The organism is Alcanivorax sp. NBRC 101098 (assembly GCF_001010505.1).
Taxonomy (GTDB): domain Bacteria; phylum Pseudomonadota; class Gammaproteobacteria; order Pseudomonadales; family Alcanivoracaceae; genus Alcanivorax; species Alcanivorax borkumensis.
This window is the reverse complement of record NZ_AP014613.1, coordinates 1300373-1319629: the sequence shown is the minus strand read 5'-3', so window position 1 is coordinate 1319629 and position 19257 is coordinate 1300373. Positions and strand designations below refer to the sequence as shown.

The 19257-nt window shown below is 55.1% G+C and carries 17 protein-coding genes; 7 read left to right on the top strand and 10 right to left on the bottom strand.

Annotation, left to right across the window (positions count from 1 at the left end; genetic code table 11):
* Positions 1-11: 11 nt before the first annotated feature.
* Entirely contained in the window at positions 12-1613 is a 1602-nt protein-coding gene (locus AS19_RS06000) for an aldehyde dehydrogenase family protein (protein ID WP_035458363.1), read from the top strand.
* Positions 1614-1715: 102 nt separating this feature from the next.
* Positions 1716-1847: a cytochrome c oxidase subunit CcoM gene (gene ccoM / locus AS19_RS14280; protein ID WP_255346552.1), complete on the top strand. Its 132-nt coding sequence runs from the start codon at positions 1716-1718 to the stop codon at positions 1845-1847.
* Between the two features lie 243 nt (positions 1848-2090).
* Here the strand turns inward: ccoM and AS19_RS05995 are convergent, their stop codons facing one another.
* On the bottom strand, positions 2091-2957 hold the full coding sequence (locus AS19_RS05995) for a Dyp-type peroxidase (RefSeq protein WP_035458365.1): 867 nt from the start codon (positions 2955-2957) through the stop codon (positions 2091-2093).
* A 203-nt stretch (positions 2958-3160) separates the two neighbouring features.
* Between AS19_RS05995 and plsB the strand changes: the two genes are divergently transcribed.
* Positions 3161-5662, top strand: coding sequence for a glycerol-3-phosphate 1-O-acyltransferase PlsB (gene plsB, locus AS19_RS05990; protein WP_011588415.1), 2502 nt, complete (start codon positions 3161-3163; stop codon positions 5660-5662).
* Between the two features lie 75 nt (positions 5663-5737).
* Here plsB and AS19_RS05985 read toward each other — a convergent pair whose 3' ends face one another.
* From AS19_RS05985 to AS19_RS05965, 5 genes are all read right to left on the bottom strand, one after another.
* A complete protein-coding gene (locus AS19_RS05985; RefSeq protein WP_231483347.1) occupies positions 5738-6454 on the bottom strand; it encodes a class I SAM-dependent methyltransferase in 717 nt (238 codons plus the stop codon).
* A 23-nt stretch (positions 6455-6477) separates the two neighbouring features.
* Positions 6478-7275 (bottom strand): undecaprenyl-diphosphate phosphatase, encoded by a 798-nt coding sequence (locus AS19_RS05980; protein WP_011588413.1) that lies wholly within the window; start codon positions 7273-7275, stop codon positions 6478-6480.
* 107 nt (positions 7276-7382) lie between these two features.
* A complete protein-coding gene (locus AS19_RS05975; protein WP_011588412.1) occupies positions 7383-7817 on the bottom strand; it encodes a thioesterase family protein in 435 nt (144 codons plus the stop codon).
* Positions 7814-8491 carry a tRNA (adenosine(37)-N6)-threonylcarbamoyltransferase complex dimerization subunit type 1 TsaB gene (tsaB, locus tag AS19_RS05970; RefSeq protein WP_231860983.1) on the bottom strand — a complete coding sequence of 226 codons (678 nt, stop codon included), beginning with the start codon at positions 8489-8491 and terminating at the stop codon, positions 7814-7816. Before tsaB ends, AS19_RS05975 begins: the two co-directional genes overlap by 4 nt.
* Entirely contained in the window at positions 8488-10434 is a 1947-nt protein-coding gene (locus tag AS19_RS05965) for an ATP-dependent DNA helicase (RefSeq protein ID WP_046961831.1), read from the bottom strand. The genes tsaB and AS19_RS05965 overlap by 4 nt, the downstream gene beginning before the upstream one ends.
* Positions 10435-10563: 129 nt before the next feature.
* Here AS19_RS05965 and AS19_RS05960 point away from each other — a divergent pair, with 129 nt between their 5' ends.
* Positions 10564-11118, top strand: a complete 555-nt coding sequence (locus AS19_RS05960; RefSeq protein ID WP_011588409.1) for an NTP transferase domain-containing protein — start codon at positions 10564-10566, stop codon at positions 11116-11118.
* A 92-nt stretch (positions 11119-11210) separates the two neighbouring features.
* On the opposite strand, the gene AS19_RS05955 is transcribed toward AS19_RS05960, so the two are convergent.
* From AS19_RS05955 to AS19_RS05940, 4 genes are all read right to left on the bottom strand, one after another.
* Positions 11211-11597, bottom strand: a complete 387-nt coding sequence (locus AS19_RS05955) for a hypothetical protein (protein ID WP_011588408.1) — start codon at positions 11595-11597, stop codon at positions 11211-11213.
* A gap of 227 nt (positions 11598-11824) precedes the next feature.
* Positions 11825-13111, bottom strand: a complete 1287-nt coding sequence (locus AS19_RS05950; protein WP_011588407.1) for an ammonium transporter — start codon at positions 13109-13111, stop codon at positions 11825-11827.
* 10 nt (positions 13112-13121) lie between these two features.
* Positions 13122-13460: a P-II family nitrogen regulator gene (locus AS19_RS05945; RefSeq protein ID WP_011588406.1), complete on the bottom strand. Its 339-nt coding sequence runs from the start codon at positions 13458-13460 to the stop codon at positions 13122-13124.
* A 335-nt stretch (positions 13461-13795) separates the two neighbouring features.
* Positions 13796-14665, bottom strand: coding sequence for a tetratricopeptide repeat protein (locus AS19_RS05940; protein WP_011588405.1), 870 nt, complete (start codon positions 14663-14665; stop codon positions 13796-13798).
* A 209-nt stretch (positions 14666-14874) separates the two neighbouring features.
* Between AS19_RS05940 and AS19_RS05935 the strand changes: the two genes are divergently transcribed.
* From AS19_RS05935 to minD, 3 genes are all read left to right on the top strand, one after another.
* On the top strand, positions 14875-17331 hold the full coding sequence (locus AS19_RS05935) for an acyl-CoA dehydrogenase (protein WP_011588404.1): 2457 nt from the start codon (positions 14875-14877) through the stop codon (positions 17329-17331).
* A gap of 346 nt (positions 17332-17677) precedes the next feature.
* Positions 17678-18409, top strand: coding sequence for a septum site-determining protein MinC (gene minC / locus AS19_RS05930; protein ID WP_011588403.1), 732 nt, complete (start codon positions 17678-17680; stop codon positions 18407-18409).
* Between the two features lie 32 nt (positions 18410-18441).
* A complete protein-coding gene (minD, locus tag AS19_RS05925; protein WP_035458377.1) occupies positions 18442-19257 on the top strand; it encodes a septum site-determining protein MinD in 816 nt (271 codons plus the stop codon).

The window sequence follows — 19257 nt, the reverse complement described above, 5'->3', positions numbered from 1 at the left end:
GCCCCCTTCACATGACCGTACAAGAGAAATTGACTGCCAACGTAGTGGTCGACACCAACCCCGCCACCGGCACTGCCGTTGCAGAGTTGAGCGAAACCAATCTGGATGCGTTGCCACAAATGCTGGACAAAGCCCGGCAAGCGCAAGCTATTTGGGCGACCAAGTCTTTTAAGGAAAGGGCTCGCCATATTCAGATGATGCGCAGCTACATTGTCGACCGCGCCGATGATCTGGCCCGTACCATCAGCGAAAGCAACGGCAAAACACTCACTGATGCCTTGGCGACGGAAGTATTACCCTGTGCACTGGCCTGCAAATGGTATGCAAAAAATGCTGAGCATTACCTGAAAGAGCGTAACCGCCCTGTAGGCAGCATCTTATTCTTTAACAAACGCACCCATATGTTACGGGTACCGTTAGGCGTAGTAGGTATTATCAGCCCTTGGAACTACCCCCTATCGATTCCTTTTGGCGAAATCGTCATGGCCTTGATGGCCGGTAACGGCATTATGCTAAAAGTGGCTGCAGCCACCCCTGCAGTAGGCCGGGCCATTGAGCAAATCGTCGCCGCTGGCGAACTTCCTGAAGGCCTGTTTCAGCACATTGTCGGCTCTGGTTCAAAGGTCGCTACCGGCTTTTTCGATAATGGCATCGATAAGCTGTTCTTTACCGGCTCGGTCGCCGCAGGCAAAACGTTGATGGCTCAAGCAGCTAAAACGCTGACTCCCGTCTCACTGGAGCTAGGCGGTAACGATCCGATGCTGGTGCTCGAAGATGCAGATCTGGAGAGAGCCACCAACGGTGCCGCATGGGGCGGCTACCAAAATGCAGGGCAAAGCTGTGGCGGGGTGGAGCGTGTTTATGTGGTGGATGCCGTATACGATCAGTTCGTGGATCTGCTGGCCAAGAAAACCCGTCAGCTGCGCCACGGCATTGGTTGCAACGGTTTTGATGTGGATATCGGCAGCCTAACTACCGCAGGCCAACTGCGTACGGTTCAGCAGCATGTGGAAGACGCACTGGCCAAAGGCGCTCGCATTGAAGCCCAGTCCCGCCCTGTGGGTAATGTGGAAAACGGCTTCTTCTTCCCTGCCACTCTGCTCACCCAGGTCACCGATGACATGCTCACCATGTGTGATGAAACCTTCGGCCCCTTAATCGCCGTGCAGCGTGTAGCCAATGAAGAAGAGGCCATTCGCAAAGCCAATGATTCAAATCTGGCCCTGACCTCTTCAGTCTGGACTAAAGATAACAAACGTGGCCGTGCCATCGCCGCACAGCTGCAGACGGGTGTTACCACCCTCAATGATCACCTCTACAGCCACGGCTTGTCTGAAACCCCCTGGGGCGGCTGGAAAGAATCGGGCATTGGCCGTACCCACGGTCCGGAAGGTTTGGAAGAAATGACCCAGGCGAAAGTAGTGAACTGGGATATTTTGCCGTCCAAACGCAATATCTTCTGGTACCCGTTTGATCAGGCCACCTATAACGGTATCAAGAATGCCTTGCTCTTCGTCTTCCCTTCCGGGGTCGGCCAGTGGCTGAGCGCTTCGCTCAAGCTTACCCCCTTCTTGGTGAAGAAAATGTTCACTGGCTGGAAAACCGGCGACTAAACGGTCGCGGAGGGGCCCGCGCAAGCGGGCCTATTGATCTGCATCACATTGATCCTCTCTGAATCTGTCACGCTAGCCAGACAGGTTAAGGGAGGATTTTCTATGTATATGGATACCGTGGTTTTAGCAGGCATCGCTGTGATTGCAGGCATTCTAATCTTCGCGGGATGTTTCGCCCTGTTTATCTGGCTTGATGCTGGTAATAAAGACACCACACAGAGCGAAAAGGACTAACATCTCCGCGCCCTATTTTCACGCGGCAGGAACGGCGGGGTAGGCTCACGGCCATTGCCCTTAGACACGCCTTAGAACAGCGCTTTGCGCACTCGGCGTGCGCCCCCAATGTGCCGCTCTTTATCTTATTCCCTTAGCCTAGGGAGCGAACCAGCGTGGAAGGCTGATAATACATCTACAATGCCACTCTTAGCGGCTCCCTTAGTGGCTCTTCAACAGAATACTTCCCAAGCTATCGCTGGATCAGAGCGCCTCCAGCCAATCTTGTGACGGCGCATACCACCAGGACCCCATCACCGGACGGGTAAAGTCCAGTAGACGATCTTTCACTGAATCATCAGCAATGCCATACATACGGCGTAGCAAAAAGTCGTAACGGTCCAACTCGCAACAAAATGCCAAAAAATACAGACCATGCTGGCCACTGTCGCCATAGGGAACCGAGCGACGCCACATTTTTTGCGCTACACCGTCACGGTCCACATCCACGCGTCCAACGTGGGCATCCGTGGGCATGCGCTCATCATCAAACTCCACAGCATCTTCTTTGGTCCGGCCAAACACATTCTCCTGCTCACTAACCGGTAACTGGTTAAACTTGTCCAAGTCGTGAATCCATTTCTGGGTCAGCACCCAGCTCCCCCCCGCACCGGGGTGAGGTTCAGCAATAAAAGCAGCCTTTTCTGCCTTTTCGCCGGTGGGGTTACCAATGCCATCCACGAACCCTGTTAGGTCTCGCATGTCGTGGTACACAAAGGCCGTCAACTCAAGCTGAGTTGCAAGTAAATCACCCACCGCCTTGCGCACCTGCATGGCAGTATCGAATAGATCGCCAGACTCTTTAGCCTGAACCCACACCCATAAATCCCCCTGGGTGGCCGGGATATGTCCCTCTAGGGAAAACGCGGAGAAGCTGAAACGGGAATCAAAACAGGCCCAAAGATCTGGTCCGAAAGCCAACAAAACCGGGGTTTTCTCACTTTTCAGTACAACAATCTCTCGCAGAGCGGCGCGTAATGCCTCCAGCTCAAAGCCACTACCAAGGCTGAATTCGAAGAACAGATGGTGGGCATAACTGCGGTCAAAAATACCGGATTGAGGTGTCGACACCGGAAGCTCCTTTGCGCTATCCATGAACAGGAAGAATTCCCACAATAATAGCAGGTCTAATCATGGCGAACCTCTTCAACGTGAAGGAGTCAGCCTTCAGCATACCAAGCGCAGCATTTCTGAAACAAATTGAAATATCCGCTAGTGTTCCGGACTCTGGGCTTTCGATACACTTAGCTCCCATTCGTTAATTGTAACCGACTATGACACCTTGGCTTGGCCTGGACCGACTAGGTTTCTTCCTGATACGTATATTTTTACGCTTGTGCACCCGCGCTAATGCACTTCCTTCAGACCCCAAGGAACTCCAACTCGCCGCCAACACACCGGTGGTGTATGTGCTCAGTGACCGCTCGGCCGCGGATGCCGCCGTGGCAGACCAAAGTGCCCGACAACTAGGGCTTTCCTCTGCCTTGCGAGGGTTAACGCTGGGCAAGACGCACCTTCACCATAGCTATTTCCAGCTGTACCGTCGGCAAATAGGTAACCGCCGTCAGCGGCGCGCAGTCTCACCACCCCGTCTGGAAAAACTGGTCGCAGTCCTGCGCGCTAACCCCGACGCGGATGTTCAGCTGGTGCCGGTATCTGTGTTCTGGGGCCGTCGGCCGGAAAAAGAGAACTCAATGTGGCGCATCCTGTTCTCCGATAACTGGTCGCCCGCCGGTTTCATCAAGAAATTCTTCATCATCATTACTCAGGGACGGCAGCTCTACGTTCAGTTTAGTCAGCCCCTGTCACTACGTACCCTAGTCGACCAGTGCCAGACTGACGATCAAGCCGTTCGCAAAGCATCACGCATCCTGCGGGTCCATTTCCGCCGCCAACAGGAAGCCGCCATCGGGCCAGATCTGTCGCACAGGCGTACCCTGACTAACACTGTGGTGGATTCCATCTCGGTGCGTGAAGTCATTAGCGCTGAAGCGAAACGGCAAGACCTTAGTGAAGAAAAGCTGGAAGCCAAGGCCCGCGCTTATGCCATGGAAATTGCAGCAGACTATTCTCACACCGTGATCCGAACCCTTGAGTTGTTTTTAAACTGGTTATGGAACCGCCTATACGGAGGCATTCGCCTCTACAATATGGACAACCTGACCAAGGTCGCCGGCGATCACGAAGTTATCTATGTGCCCTGCCACCGTAGCCACATAGATTACCTGCTGCTGTCCTTTGTGATGTTCCGTAACGGCTTGGTTCCACCGCATATTGCCGCGGGTATTAACCTGAACCTGCCGATCGTGGGAACGGTCCTGCGCCGTGGTGGCGCTTTCTTCATGCGTCGCAGCTTCCGTGGCAACCCACTATACGCCGCCGTATTCAGCGAATACTTGCACACGATTACCACACGCGGCTTTTCCATTGAATATTTTGTAGAAGGAGGTCGCAGCCGCAGTGGTCGCATGCTTAAGCCCCGCACCGGCATGCTGGCCATGACCGTACGCAGCTTCCTGCGCGATTCGCGCAAGCCGATTGCCTTTGTGCCTGTCTATGTGGGCTACGAAAAAGTGATTGAAGCTGGCTCCTATATCGGCGAACTGCACGGCAAAAAAAAGCAAAAAGAATCGGTGGGCGGCTTGATGAAGTCACTGTCTGTACTGCGTAGCCACTTTGGCCAGGTGCACCTGAATTTTGGGGAGCCTATTAAGCTGGTGGACTATCTGGACGGGCACAATCCAAAATGGCGCAATGAAACGATCGCCCCCGGGGAAAACCCAGCCTGGTTTAAACATGCAGTCGCAGAGCTGGGCCAAGAAGTGGTGGAATCCATCAACGCAGCCGCAGTGGCCAATCCGGTTAACTTGCTCAGCCTAGCGTTACTTGCATCACCCAAGCACACCATGGATGTGGCTCAACTTCGCCAACAACTCAACCTCTACATCTCTCTGCTTAAACAGGCGCCCTACAGTGATTGCGCCGCGCTCGCCACTGACGACGCCGATGCCATTATCCAGTATGGCCTTGAGCATGACTTCCTGGACCGGATCGAACACAAACTGGGTGACGTGGTGACCACCGATGAAAAAACTGCTCTGCAGATGGCCTACGTACGCAACAACAGCCTGCACCTTTTCATTCTCCCCGGGCTAATCTGCTCTTTGGTAATGAATGCTCGCTCGGTCAGCATCGACGTACTGCAAAGCATGGTTCGTCTGCTCTACCCCTTCCTGCGTAACGAGTACTTTTTGCACTGGCAAAACGATGAAGAGCTGGAAGCCGCCGTCAATAATATCGTCACCGTCCTACAGCAAGAGCAACTAATTACCCGTGAGAATGATTGTTTGCACGGGGCGGCGATTCACACTCATGAATCTGACATGCTCGATCACCTTGGCCAGACAGTGATGCCGTCGCTGGAGCGTTACTACCTAACCATTCGACTGCTGGTGCAATACGGCTCCGGAATGCTCACCGCCGATCAACTAGGCGAATTGGCACACCAAACCGCACAGCGGCTATCTCTGCTTTATGAGTTTAATTCCCCGGAATTTTTCGACAAAGTGGTGTTAAAGAACTTTATTGCCCAGCTTTATTCCACGGGTTTGGTGACACCGGGAGGCAGTGGCGCATTGGAGTTTGATGAAAAACTGCAGGCCCTTGATGACGAAGCCAGTCGCATTCTCAGCCCGGATATCAGTGACGCTATCCAGCGTGTCACACGGGTTAGCAATCTGGGCAACCTGCTTACTGCGTCATCTGAAGCAAATTAAACATCTCCGGCCATCTCTTGTGGGTGGCCGGTGTCTTCCCAAAAGAATCGACCGTCATTACCTGTAGGGTTGTGCTCAGGGGCAGGTATAAATATCAAAACGTACCGCCTTGCCCTTTTGACTAAAAGACGGTGTTACGCCAGCTAAAAAACCCGCCTTTACCGGGCGTTTGACAACCACCCGAGAAGCGCCAAGGGCACGCGCCCAATCCAGTAATTGCTGTTCCTCAACTTCATCCGGGTAAGGACAAAGCCGCTGCAACCACTGCAGGTCTTTTTTAACCGCCGCACTTTTTTCCCGAGCGGGAAACATTGGATCTAGGTACACCGCGTGGAGAGCAGATGGCTCAGCAATTTTGCTGTCTGCGCAGGCCAGCAACTGCATGTTCGCAACAAGGCTGGCAGGAGCCCTTTGCAGACCATCAGCAAGCATCGCATGAAGAATCGGCGAACGTTCTGCCAGCATCACCTGAAACCCTGCCTGTGCCATCAGGGCCGCATCCCGGCCGAGCCCCGCCGTGGCGTCAAGCACCCGGATCCGATCGTCTTTGGGCTTGCCCAGCGCCTTAATCAGACGCTCATGGCGCACCCGCTCGGGGGTGAGTCGGTACCCCTGCTTGCCGTCACAGAAACTGACCGTCAGCGGCGTTTGCTTGCCACCGGGACGCCACAGGCCCAGGCAATCATCATGCCAGCCAAGCACCAGCTCAAGCGCCTGCCCACTGGCCTGGGCTTCATTTTCAACCCAGAAACCCGGAAGACCTTTCGGGCAACCGGGTAATAACCCAAGCACAGTGTCCAACCACTCACTCTGCCTCATGCCAACCAGAACAACAGGGCCACACCGAGTATCAACCGATAGACCACAAACGGCAGCATGCCAACGCGCTCCAACAAGCGAATGAAGAATACAATGGTCAGGTAAGCGGTTACCGCACTAACGATAACGCCCAGCGCCATCATCCCCCAGTCCACCACCACTTGTTGCTCGATCAAATCTTTGGTTTTAAGCAGCCCGGCCCCAAGGATCACCGGAATCGATAACAAAAAGGAGAAACGAGCCGCATCCTCACGACGATAGCCCAGCGCCAATGCCGCAGTAATGGTGATACCACTGCGCGAAGTGCCGGGAATCAATGCCAATGCCTGAGCCAGGCCAATAAAAATGGCACCTGCAACGCCTAACCTAGCCAACGAAAACTCCCGTTTACCAAAAGCATCAGACGCCCATAGCAACGCGCCGAATACCAGCGTGGTGATAGCAATTACCAACGCTGAGCGTAGTTCACGCTCAATAAAGTCATCACCGAGGAAACCAAACACCACCGCTGGAATGGTGGCCAACGCCACCAACAAACCCAACTTCAGGTCATCATTCATCCGGCGCTGCTGAACGGCTAGGCCGGCCCCCCCCACCATGGCAATCAAATCACGGCGGTAATACATCATCACTGCCAGCAAGGTCCCCAAATGCACAGCCACATCGAACGCCAATCCCTGATCTGGCCACCCGAGGATTTGGGACGGCAGAATCAGGTGAGCGGAACTGGAAATAGGAAGAAACTCGGTAAGCCCCTGTATCAGAGCAAGAACCAAGGCTTGGAACCAATCCATGGAAAGTCCTTATTGATTGTAACGCTAGAAACCAAACGTGCGTTGAAACAACGTGCCTCCGCACCAGCTTGAGGTTACGCAGACCCGATTTAGAAAACGGCGGTGCCCTATTCGTCCGCCGTCACTTTATAGCCCTGTAGAAATTCTACAGGCATACGCCGTGGTTTGCCGGAATCCAGTGCCACACACACCCACCGGGTGCGCCCGCGCAGTAATGTTAGGCTGTCGGATTCACGCACAATTTGGTAACGACGCGTAATGCTGATACGGCCATCGTTTTGTACGATCCAGGTACCGATCCTCAGGTTCTCACCCTCGAAAGCCGGCGCCAGATAATCCACTTCGGTATGGCGCGCCACCATGCCCCGGTTAAGCCTCTGATACAAATCCCAACCCAGCCCCAGCTCGGTGGTATGGTGCCAGGCAATCTGCTCCATAAAACGCAGATATTCAGTGTTGTTCACATGGCCCATCACATCGATGGCTTCGGCAGGCACGGTCACTGTCAGTTCATGCACATTGGGAAGATCCCAGTTGATCATCGTACTGCTCCCTGAATCACTTGATCTCGCAGATAGACCGGCTGTGCCTGTTCTGCACTCACACCCTCTCCGCGTTCGAATGCAGGTAATGCCAGCTGCGCAACAGCTTGCGCACGGGGGTGAGCGTCAGCAACGCAGAAGCTTGCGCCATAGGCCGCCCGCAGCGCGTCTTGATACACCAACCCGGAACCAACGATCATCCATTCAGCGCACGGCAGTTCTGGCAAAGCATCAGGCTTGAAAAGCCCATCACAAAGCACGGCATTAGCCGAGCCCGGCTCACACTCATAGGCGCCGAGGTAAAGCTCGCCCATGCGCGCATCAAAACAAGCAATAACATGCGGATTCACCTTCAGTGCCTGCGCGCTCAGCGCACAAGCCGCTAAAGTGGAAACCCCTACCACCGGTAGATCCGCCGCGAAGGCCAACCCCTGGGTTACAGCAGCCGCAACCCGCACACCGGTGAATGCACCCGGACCATGCCCGAAAGCAATGCCATCAAGATCGGCAAGCCGGAAACCCGCCTCCGCCAGCACCCCCTCAACCATGGGCAATACCCGCTCGGTCTGCTGACGAGGCGCTTGCTCAAAGCGTTCGATTACACTGCCATTATCCAACAGCGCCACCGAGCAGGTTTCTCCTGCGGTTTCTAATGCAAGTAGTCGCGTCATCATTCCATTTTTCCCGCTTCCTGGCCCTGAGCGGCCAGATAATCAAAAAACCGCTGAACCACATCTAACTTACGGGTACGGGTCATGTTGGGCAGGCTGTTAACGAACAACTTGCCATAACTACGCGTCAGCAAACGAGGGTCTGCAACTACCAGCAACCCGGTATCTTTCGGGTCACGAATCAGCCGCCCGGCTCCCTGGCGCAGGGCCAGCACCGCTTGGGGAAGCTGGTAATCACGAAATGCATTACCGCCATTGCGGTTAATATGCTCGATGCGCGCCGCCGCCACCGGATCACCGGGTGAACCAAATGGCAGTTTATCGATAATCACACAACTGAGCGCTTCACCACGTACATCAATGCCTTCCCAGAAGCTGCTGGTTCCCAACAACACGGCATTGCCCTTTTCCCTAAACGCATCAAGCAATTCACGCCGCCCGGCCTCACCCTGCACCAACAAAGGGTAATCAAGCTTCTGGCGAAGGATAGCCGCGGCTTCACGTAACGCTCTGTGACTCGTAAACAGGAAAAAAGTGCGGCCCCTGGCTGCATTAATGACCGGTACCATGGCAGCGGTGAGTTGCGCCGTGTACTCGCTATCATTCGGCGCCGGCAGCCCTTCCGGGGCATAGAACACGGCCTGGCGCTTAAAATCGAAAGGGCTCTCCAACCTAAGGGTACGGGCAGAATCCAGCCCCAAACGGTGCTGGATATGTTCAAAGCGTCCGCCCACCGACAGCGTGGCTGAGGTGAGAATCCAGCTACACGGGTTGCGCTCACGCTGGGCTCGCAGCTGGGCCGCCACGGACAACGGCGTGCTGTGCAAGACCACAGAGCGTTTGAAGGTTTCAAACCAGTACACTCGATTCGGCTGCCCGCCTTTCAGGTAGGCGGCCAGGCAATCCACCTGTTCACTGGCGCGCCGAGAGCAGGCATCCATCCCCCGGCTCGCCTTGGCCAGCGGTCCGAGAAATGCATCCAGCTCCTGCAAAGCCTGCAACAGTGCCTCTCCGGCCTCAATCACCGCCTTATTCTCTGCCACTTCCGTCCAGGGCTCACGGCGCTCGCCGTCCCCCAGACTTAAACGCAAATCCATGCTGCTTTTATCTACGGCGGCCACTAGGCGATTTAGCTCCGCCAGATCCGCGGCGGTATGGCCCGCTTCAGACAGGCTATCGCGGCCCAATTCCTGAATCTGTCTGGTGCTCAATGTGTCGGCGAAAAACGCCGCCGCGATTTCGGGTAGCTGATGGGCTTCATCGAAAATCACCGTATTGGCGGTGGGCAGCAACTCCGAGGCGGCACCATTGCCGCGTAACGCTGCATCGGCGAAAAACAGGTGGTGGTTAACCACCACTAAGTCTGCTTCTTGAGCCTCTTTACGTGCCTTCATCAACGGGCATTCGTTATAGCGGGGGCATTCCGTTCCCAGGCAATTGTCCGCGGTGCTGGTTACCCAGGGCCATACTGGCGCATCTTCCGGAATCTGTTGCAGCTCAGCGATATCACCAGTGCGAGTGCGCGCTGCCCAGTGCGACACAATCTGCATCTGCCCGACGGTCTCACGGGTGAGAAAACGGGCGTCTTCTTGATGCAGCTCCAATCGATACGGACATAGGTAGTTAGCGCGCCCTTTTAGCAGCGCCACTTTACGCGGCAAGTTCAGCGCCTTCTTGACCATGGGCAGGTCTTTAAAGAACAGCTGATCCTGCAAGCTTTTGGTGCCAGTGGACACCAACGTCGGGCCTTCCGATAGCAGTGCAGGCACTAGGTAAGCTAGCGTTTTACCGGTGCCCGTTTCCGCTTCTACTAACAGCGTGGCACCACTGCCAATCACGTCTTCCACCGCATCCGCCATTTCTAGTTGCGGTTCACGGGGCTGATACCCAGGCAGAAGCGGCGCAAAGCGCACTAAATCGGTAAGATGATTACGGGCGGTAGTCACATAATTTCCCTGAAACGTGTCTGCACTCGGGGCGGGCAAAATACAAGCTGTTAACATCGCCCAACGCGCGCGCAGAGCATAGCCGATTCGCCCCTAGAACCCAACGCGAGAGCACGACGAGAAGGCAATATGGTCGACTATACCTTAATCATTCTGGCCGGCGGACAGGGCCAACGCATGGGCGGTGCCGACAAAGGACTGGTGGAACTGGACGGCAAGCCGCTGGTCGCTCATCTGCTCGATAATCTCCTTCCTCGTCCCAGCCGCATTGTGATTAGCGCCAACCGCAATATTGACCGCTACCACGCTTGGGGTGATGAAGTCGTTGCGGATCTACGCGAAGGTTTTTGCGGTCCGCTGGCCGGACTAGAAACAGCACTAGCCGCAAGTCATGGTCTGTGCCTGTGCCTGCCCTGTGACTTACTAAAACCAGCCGCTGAAATGATCGAGGGTTTACTGGCCTCGGCGTCATCTGAGCATATCTGCGTTGTCCACGACACACTACGTCGACAACCGCTATGCTTGGCCTTATATGCCGAACATTGGCAGGGAGCGCTGGGTGATTATCTGGATGCAGGCAAGCGCAGTGCGCACGGCTGGCTAGACCAGGTTCCTGTACACCCGGTGACCATAAGCACGCCATTGCAGAACCTGAATGACATTGAGAAACGGATATATGAATAGCTAACGCGCACAATGCCCCGAGCATGGGACATTGTGCGTTTTCAAAAAAATGCCCGCACAAGGCGGGCATTTTTCAGATCGGATTGCCAATATTAGGCAGTCACGTCCTGGATCTGCTTCATCATGGCAAGCTGATCAGCAGAAGGCTGTGCGGTTTGCAAAGCCATCAGTTTACTCATGTCGCCTTCAACGCGAATCTGGCCGCTCATAAAGCCTTGCATGCCTGCAGACTGGTCACCTTCGATGAAGATGCGCTTGGCCAAGTCGGCCGGCAGAATCATGGTAGTCGGAGCGTCAGCGTGATGACCTTCTTCAATCATGCCGCCAACCAAAGCCAGCTTTTTATCGTCACCATCAGCATTAACGCTGATGTTGATCACCAAGTCAGCCAACGCTGCTGGCGTTTCAAGGTTACCCGCGCCTTCACGGATCTCTTTTACTTTTGCAAACCATTCGTCAGACAAAAATTCGAGGCTCATTTTCGTTTCTCCTTAAACCTATCGATGTAACTTCGACGCCCCCTCTCACAGGGCTGGCACAGTCTTTGTTGCTGCGAGCCAATTCAAACGAGCGTTCGAAACTTACCCGTACCTTATAGAAAGGCTCAGAGGGTGGCAATAGCCGCAGATGAGTCCTTACAGGCCAAAAAAGCCTGGCAAAATTCCGAGCTTATCGGTTGCTTGATAATCGGATTTCAGTGCTGTAATCAAAGGTCATAACCGCGCTCTTCATGCAACGCAATATCCAGGCCCTGGGTCTCTTCCTCGGCGGTGACCCGTAACGGTGCAAACAAGCCTACCAGCTTGAGCAAGCCCCACGTCACCAAGGCGGTGTACACAAAGGTTGCCACCACACCCAACGCCTGCACACCCAGCTGATCCAGCATGGTGTATTCCGGTTTGGCAAACCCGTAGCCGGAGAACAGACCCAACTCCGTAGAGGCAAACACCCCTGCCAACAAAGTGCCAAGGATGCCGCCAATACCGTGGACAGGGAAAACATCAAGGGAGTCATCGATTTTCAGCTTGTGCTTAACAAAGATCACCATGTAAAAACAGATCACGCCAGCCGATAGACCAATCACCAGCGCAGCGGCCGGACTAACAAAGCCCGACGCCGGGGTAATGGTTCCCAACCCTGCAACCATGCCCGTGGCAATGCCCAGAGCAGACGGCTTACCGAATTTTTTCCATTCCATGGTCATCCAGGCCAGTGAACCGGCGGCGGCAGAAATGTGCGTTACCAGCATCGCCATGGCTGCATCACCATTGGCGGCTAACGCAGAACCACCGTTAAAGCCGAACCAGCCCACCCACAACATGCCGGCACCGGTTACCGTCATGGTCATGTTGTGCGGCATCATGCCTTGGGTGGGGAAGCCTTTACGGTTACCGAGCACCACCGCTGCCACCAACGCCGCCACACCGGCGGTGATATGCACCACGGTGCCTCCGGCAAAATCATACAGCCCCAGATCGGCTAACCAGCCGCCGCCCCAAACCCAATGACAAACAGGAATATACACACCCAACAACCAGAGAATAGAAAACGCCAGCATGGGACCGAAGCGCATACGCTCGGCAAAGGCACCGACGATCAGCGCCGGGGTGATGATCGCAAAGGTCATCTGAAACAACCCATGCAAACTTTTCGGTAAGGTGCCTTCCAAGGTATCGCGGTTGATTCCAGAAAAGAAAACATGGTCCAAGCCACCAATCCAGGCATTCATGCTGCCCCCATCGGAAAAAGCGAGAGAATAACCACAGACCAACCACACTAGCGACACAGCGCAGGTAATAGCAAAACACTGCATCAACACCGAGAGGATATTCTTGCTGCGTACCAGCCCACCGTAGAACAGGCTCAAACCCGGCAGCGTCATAAATAACACCAACGCGGTGGCAGTGAGAATCCAGGCGCTGTCACCGGTATCCAGGCCATCGGCCAGAGCCAACGAGGGCAGCATCAACAATACAGCAATCAATTTTTTCATTATGGGCCCCTTAAATGGCTTCGCTGCCAATTTCTCCGGTACGGATACGGATAACCTGCTCAAGATCCGTCACAAAAATTTTACCGTCACCAATCTTGCCCGTCCCCGCGGCCTTCATAATGACGTCGATGGCCTGGTCCAGCTGCTCATCACTGACCGCCAACTCCAACTTCACTTTGGGAACAAAATCCACCACGTATTCCGCCCCCCGATACAGTTCAGTGTGCCCTTTTTGACGGCCAAACCCCTTTACCTCGGTAATCGTCATTCCCTGTACCCCCACCTGGGCCAGGGCATCACGTACCTGGTCGGCCTTAAACGGCTTAACCACCGCTGTCAGCATTTTCATTGCCTCTCTCCTTGTCCTCATGCACCAACACAACACGCGCCGGAAATTTGCACCGGCAAGGAGCATTCAATAATCATGCCACATAATAGTGCGCACCATTTCAAGTGGTTAGCGACTAACCAAACTTATCTCGCACCACAAATGAACATTAACTCAGCCATGCGCACCACCGGCGCACACATTCAGCATTGAGTTAACGAATAAAGAGCCATAAAACGGAAGGGATGCCCGGCATGCACAATAAAAGGACAAAGGGCCATTCTGAGCGGCAATCCGGCACAAAAAGTAGGCAAGACGGGCAACGGAGATCCCGTTACCCGCAGTAAGCAGATAGATTAGTAGAGGTAGTTAAACATCTTACGGCGATATTCGCTGGCCAGTGGATCGCCTTTAGGGAGGCATTCGAACACTTCTAGCAACGCATTACGCGCCACTCCATCGCGGAAATCACTGTGGTTGCAGAGCAGCTGCAGCAGCGCCTCAAGCCCCTGCTTGAACTGGCCAGCGGCAGCGGCCTGCAGCCCGTAGGCATAAAGATCCTCGGCAGTCGGCTTGTCGGCAATACGGGCAGACAAATCCGCCAAGCTTTGCCCTGCACCTTCCAATTTATCCAACAATGCAAAGCGCGCCCGGAACGGCCGTAGAGGCTCCGCATCTTCTGTCACTTGTGCCAGCACCGACTGGGCATCATCCAGACGGCCTTCACCCAACAGCAGTTCTACCAACAAGGCGCGAATGGCATGCTTGTCTGGGCTCTGCTCCAGCGTCTGGCGCAATGCCCCTTCTGCTTGCTCGGTGTGGCCGGCTTCAATGGCCATACGCACCTGCTCGATAAACCCTTCTTCCTGTTGCTGCTGTGCGGCTTCGGGGTCCACCACAGGAGCCAACCACTGGCGTATCGCGCCTTCGGTCTGGGCTCCATCCAACTCGCTGACCAACTTTCCTTGAAACACCAGTTTGAGACTGGGCAGGCTGCGCACACCAAACTGACTGGCCAACATTTGCTGCTCATCGGCATTCACATTGGCCAGAATCACCTTGCCCTGATATTCGTTGACTAGGCGCTCTAGGATTGGCGCCATCTGCTGACAGGGTTCGCTCCAACTCGCCCAGAAACCCACGATCACCGGAATCTGCTGGGACTGTTCAAGGATTTGCTGAATATTCTGCTCGGTAGCTTCAATGATAGGGCTGTTTGGCTGCAACGCTATGCTCCTGAAAACGCATTCAAAGTGGTACCAAGTGTAAGCTATCGTCCAGATTAAATCTGGTTAAACCCTGTGCAACCTGAGGCGTTAGCGCGTTAGACTGAAATTAGATGTGTGGTTTGCAGTTCATGGTAACGGTTTCATACCTTCTCCATGGGCGATAGCCGCATGTTGGAAGGCATTCACCCCAGGCAAAGGAGATCACCATGCTTAGCCTCTTGGCTATTGTGTTGTTAATTGCCACGCTGATGACCCTCTTCTATCAGCAAATCAGCCGAGGCATTGGCAGTGCCGTTTTCGTTATCGTGTGGCTGCTCTGCGGCTTCCTCGCATCTTGGCTGTTCCACCCCCTTTCCCTCATTCTGCTCGCTGCTGGCGTCACCGTGCTTAACCACGTGGACCTGCGCCAAAAATTTATTACTAAACCAGTCTACAACGCGTTGGCCAAGGTTATGCCTGCCATTGGCGATACCGAACGGGAAGCCATTGAAGCGGGCACCACCTGGTTCGAGGCCGACCTATTCTCCGGCCGGCCAGACTGGGAAAAATTTGCCCATATCCAGTTCACTTCCCTCACCGAAGAAGAGCAGTCGTTCATCGACAATGAAGTGGTTGAACTGTGTGACATGCTAGATGAGTGGCAAATTTTCCACGAACTGCGCGACCTGCCTGAGGAAGTCTGGGATTTCCTTAAGCACAAGGGTTTCTTCAGCCTGATTATTCCTACCGAGTATGGCGGCAAAGCTTTTTCACCCTATGCGCAAAGTCGCATCATGAGCAAAATCGCAACCCGCTCGCTTACTGCCGCCGTCACCGCCATGGTGCCCAACTCTCTTGGCCCCGGTGAACTGCTAGCCGAATACGGCACCCAGGAACAAAAAGACCGCTGGCTGCCCGGTCTCGCCAAGGGCGATGAGATCCCCTGCTTTGGGCTCACTGGGCCAGAAGCCGGCTCCGATGCAGGGGCCATCCCCGATACCGGGGTCATCTGCAAAGGCAAGATTGACGGTAAGGAAGTGCTGGGCATGCGCCTGAACTTCGCCAAACGCTGGATCACCCTGGCCCCCGTAGCTACAGTCGTCGGCTTGGCTTTCAAACTGTATGACCCGGAAAAGCTGCTCGGTGATACCGAGGACTTAGGCATTACCTGTGCGCTGATTCCCGCCGATACCAAAGGGGTGGAAATCGGTCGCCGGCACTACCCCGGCTCACCGTTCATGAACGGCCCCATCAACGGCAAAGATGTGTTCGTACCCTTGGATGCCATCATCGGGGGGCCGGATATGGCCGGTAAAGGCTGGCGCATGCTGATTGAGTGTCTTGGTGCTGGCCGCGGCGTCTCTCTGCCTGCACTGGCCACGGCCAGTGGCGAAATGGGCTACCGCATGACCGGCGCCTTTGGGCGCATCCGGCGCCAGTTCAATACGGCCGTAGGTGAATTCGAAGGGGTGCAGGAAGCCTCTGCAAATGTGGCGGCACTGGCCTATACCCTGGAAGCTTACCGTCATCTGGTAACTCGCTCACTGGAAGACGGCGCTCCGTCTGTGGTTACGGCCATGGCCAAGTACCATGCCACCGAAATGATGCGCGAGCTGATCAACCACGGCATGGATATCGCTGGCGGGCGTGGCATTCAACTCGGTCCAAGGAACTTCTTGGCCCTGCCTTATCAGTCCACGCCTATTGCCATTACCGTGGAAGGCGCCAATATTCTCACCCGCTCGTTGATGATCTTTGGCCAAGGGGCCATGCGTTGTCACCCGTTCCTTTACGATGAACTGCAAGCCATTCAGGCGGAAGATAAAAAGCAGGGGCTGCAGGATTTTGATGCTCTGTTCTTCTCACACGCAAGTCATACTCTGGGTAATATCAGCAGTGCCATTGCCCAAGCATTAGCCAGCCCCTACCTGTCCGACGCTCCGGGCAATGCTGATGCCTTCAGTGCTCCCTGGTATCGCCTGATCAACCGTTACAGTGCAGTGCTGGCCAGCACCTCGGACATGGCCCTTGCCCTGCTCGGCGGCGACCTCAAGCGGCGCGAACTGCTGTCTGCTCGCCTGGGGGATGTACACAGCCAGCTGCTGATCGCCTGCGCGATTCTCAAGTATCACGCCACTCTGCCCCGCGACGAGGCAAACGATGCCCACGCGCATTACGCCCTGCGCTTGGCTTTCAGTCGAGCCCACGATTCTCTAGAGGCCTTCACCAGCAACTTTGGTTTTTTCGGTATCGGCCGTGTGCTTAAGCGTCTGTTCTTCCCGCTGGGCCGACCCTGCAAGGCTCAAGCCCCAAGCGATGACCAAATCCGCGCTCTTGGGCAAATGATCATGGAACCCAGCTCAGTACGCGATGCCTTGGCAGAGCCGGCCTATATCTCCCAGGACCCGGAAGATTCCATTGGCCGCGTAGAAGCCACCTTCAACAAACTACTGGAAGTGGAGCCTGGATTCCTAGCGTATCTAAAAGCAGAGGGCAAAGGTCAGCTGGAAGGCAAGACCGTACTGGAAAAGCTTCAGGATGCGGCGCGCAAAGGCATCATCAATGAGAGCCAGGTGGAGGCCATCAATGAGTACGACGCCATGCGTTACGATTGCCTGCTCACCGACGCCTTTGACAAGGATCTGAAGGAGGTGCAAGTACACGCCGAACGACCAATGATATAACCCCCCTAAGGGGCGCAGTGGCCAACACCACTGTGCCCCTCTCCTTCTCCCCATCATACCGAGTTAAAGAGCGCTATCTTGAAAGGGAAAGCCGTGCGCTCGTGCCCACACAAACATTAACCAGTGCTCATTTTCACAAAATCGCAACACTCGCATTCTTCGCCAAAATGCCGCTTTTTCCAGCAGTTAATCCCCCTCACGCTCGTTTTCAAACAGATTTAACATTCAGATCAGCCTTTTAGTGCTTTTACGCATGGTCGCTTTCGTCTAGTCTTGCCCAAATTACGCCCCACCGGGCCCGGAGCACTATTTCGCCTCCCTTTGCCCCTCGGACAACAGGTCAGTAATGACAGCAGTCGTCGAAGAAAAAACCGCAATCGAATTCAAGGGCCGCATGCTAATGATGACGGTCCTCCAGCTGAAAAACCTGGATACCAACGTGCTTCACCAGCAGGTGAGCCAACGTCTGGAGGATGCCGCCCAGTGGCTGCAGGATGCCCCTGTGGTGATTGATGTCAGCCCTGAGCTGGACAACGACCCTGTGGCTCTGATGGCGGCCGTAGACACCCTGCGTAGCTTGGGAGTCAACCTGGTGGCTCTGGCCCGCAGTGAACATATAGATGCAGATACCGCATCGATGCTAGGCCTAGGCACCCTAAGCCTAGCAGGCGGCCGTGATATACCCCGACGCACTGAACCTGCACCGGCCAGCAACGAGGACGCTCCCGAAGCCACGCCCGCAGCACAACACGTTGAAACCATGGTGATCGACCAGCCGGTCCGCTCCGGTCAGCAGGTTTACAGCCGTGGCGATCTGATTGTGCTGGCCCCGGTTAGCACTGGTGCCGAAATCATGGCCGACGGCAACATCCACGTTTACAGTAACTTGCGTGGCCGCGCCCTGGCCGGTGTTCGCGGCAACACCAGCGCGCGTATTTTTTGCCAGCAACTGAATGCCGAACTGGTATCCATTGCCGGCCATTACCGGGTAGCCGAAGACCTGCCCGAGTCATACCGTAACAAGCCTGTGCATCTATGCATGCAGGGCGATGCGATGCATTTTACCGCGCTGAACTAGCGTGTATGAAACATGAAGGTAAGGAGAAGAGCGTGACGAAGATCGTGGTCGTGACATCCGGCAAGGGTGGCGTCGGCAAAACCACCACCAGTGCAGCGCTGGCCACAGGCCTTGCCCTGCGCGGTTTTAAAACCACTGTGATTGATTTCGATGTAGGCCTGCGCAATCTGGACCTGATCATGGGGTGCGAACGCCGTGTGGTCTATGATCTGGTCAACGTGATTAGTGGCGATGCCAACATCAAGCAAGCACTGATCAAGGACAAGAAGGTGGACAACCTGTTCATCCTCCCGGCCTCTCAGACTCGCGACAAGGACGCCCTTACCATCGAAGGTGTGGAAAGCGTACTAAACGCCCTGCGTGACGACATGCAGATGGATTACATCATCTGCGACAGCCCCGCCGGCATCGAAAAAGGCGCCCTTATGGCCGCCTATTTCGCCGACGAAGCCGTCGTCGTCACCAACCCGGAAGTCTCCAGCGTGCGGGACTCCGACCGCATCATCGGCATCCTTGCCAGCAAGACTCGCCACGCCGAACAGGGTGATGGGGATATCCCTGCCCGCCTGTTGCTGACCCGCTACTCCCCGGAACGGGTGGAAAACGGGCAGATGCTCTCGGTGGAAGACGTGCAGGAAATCCTTGCCATCGAGTTACTCGGCGTAGTGCCGGAATCCCAGGCCGTACTCAATGCCAGTAACGCTGGTAGCCCGGTAATTCTGGACACGGATTCCGATGCAGGAAAAGCGTATAGCGACGCCGTGGCCCGTTTCCTCGGCGAGCAATTACCGCATCGCTTTATCACCACGAATAAGAAAGGTCTATTCGGCCGTCTGTTTGGAGGCTAA

Excerpts from the sequence above, each read along its gene's own strand:
- AS19_RS05960 (WP_011588409.1), top strand. The coding sequence starts at position 10,564 with ATGGTCGACTATACCTTAATCATTCTGGCCGGCGGACAGGGCCAACGC.
- AS19_RS05950 (WP_011588407.1), bottom strand. The coding sequence starts at position 13,111 with ATGAAAAAATTGATTGCTGTATTGTTGATGCTGCCCTCGTTGGCTCTG.
- AS19_RS06000 (WP_035458363.1), top strand. The coding sequence starts at position 12 with ATGACCGTACAAGAGAAATTGACTGCCAACGTAGTGGTCGACACCAAC.
- AS19_RS05975 (WP_011588412.1), bottom strand. The coding sequence starts at position 7,817 with ATGATCAACTGGGATCTTCCCAATGTGCATGAACTGACAGTGACCGTG.
- minC (WP_011588403.1), top strand. The coding sequence starts at position 17,678 with ATGACAGCAGTCGTCGAAGAAAAAACCGCAATCGAATTCAAGGGCCGC.
- tsaB (WP_231860983.1), bottom strand. The coding sequence starts at position 8,491 with ATGATGACGCGACTACTTGCATTAGAAACCGCAGGAGAAACCTGCTCG.
- AS19_RS05945 (WP_011588406.1), bottom strand. The coding sequence starts at position 13,460 with ATGAAAATGCTGACAGCGGTGGTTAAGCCGTTTAAGGCCGACCAGGTA.
- AS19_RS05955 (WP_011588408.1), bottom strand. The coding sequence starts at position 11,597 with ATGAGCCTCGAATTTTTGTCTGACGAATGGTTTGCAAAAGTAAAAGAG.
- plsB (WP_011588415.1), top strand. The coding sequence starts at position 3,161 with ATGACACCTTGGCTTGGCCTGGACCGACTAGGTTTCTTCCTGATACGT.
- AS19_RS05935 (WP_011588404.1), top strand. The coding sequence starts at position 14,875 with ATGCTTAGCCTCTTGGCTATTGTGTTGTTAATTGCCACGCTGATGACC.
- AS19_RS05980 (WP_011588413.1), bottom strand. The coding sequence starts at position 7,275 with ATGGATTGGTTCCAAGCCTTGGTTCTTGCTCTGATACAGGGGCTTACC.
- ccoM (WP_255346552.1), top strand. The coding sequence starts at position 1,716 with ATGTATATGGATACCGTGGTTTTAGCAGGCATCGCTGTGATTGCAGGC.